An 809-nucleotide genomic window follows, 5' to 3' on the forward strand; every position below is an offset into this window, starting at 1 on the left:
CCCATCTCACCCCGCACCACCGCCAAGCCATTTGGCTGGCCTACACGCAGGAGAAGGAAAGCGTCACCTCTCTGGCATGCCGCTACCAAGTCAGCCGCGTCACTATTTACCGCGCACTTAAAGCCGCAAGGGGCAGGCTGCTCAAACCCCAAACCAGTACCAACAACCGTTTCAAACAGGCAAAGTACGGAATGAAACGCCTGTCCAAGGTAGAACGCAGCATTCAGGAAAAACTTAAAAAGCAGGCCAAACGCTACAATAAATCCTACCCCGGAGAGCTGGTGCATCTCGACACCAAACGGCTGCCGCTGCTCAAAGGGCAGAAAGCTACCGATAAGCGGGATTACCTGTTTGTCGCCATCGATGATTTCTCAAGAGAGCTATACGCCGCCATCCTGCCGGACAAAACCGCAGACAGCGCCGCCAAGTTTCTGACCGAACACCTGATTGATCCCTGCCCCTACCTGATTGAGTGTGTTTACTCCGACAACGGTACGGAATACAAAGGCTCGGCCAACCATGCTTTCGGTGTGGCCTGTTATGAGAACGGGATTGGTCAGAAGTTTACCCGGGTTGCCCGTCCGCAGACCAACGGTAAGGCAGAAAGGGTTATCCGTACCCTGATGGAGATGTGGCATGAGAAACAGTCGTTTGACAGTCCGGAGCATCGGCAAAAGGAGTTGTGCCGATTTGTTAATTTCTATAATACGGTGAAGCCGCACGGTAGTCTGGACGGCAATACGCCGTTTGAGGTCTTGCAGGCTTATTTCTCTCAACCTGTGGTGTAAACAACGCGCCGATTTACTACA

The 809-nt window shown here is 52.9% G+C and carries 1 protein-coding gene; it reads left to right on the plus strand.

Going from position 1 to position 809, the window contains the following annotated elements; all coding sequences use genetic code 11:
* The coding region (locus HMPREF2541_RS12460; RefSeq protein WP_246824965.1) for an integrase core domain-containing protein at nt 1-788 on the plus strand (788 nt) is incomplete at its 5' end.
* Nucleotides 789-809: the final 21 nt, after the last annotated feature.

Origin of the sequence: Eikenella sp. HMSC061C02 (genome assembly GCF_001809035.1) — a bacterium.
GTDB lineage: Bacteria > Pseudomonadota > Gammaproteobacteria > Burkholderiales > Neisseriaceae > Eikenella > Eikenella corrodens.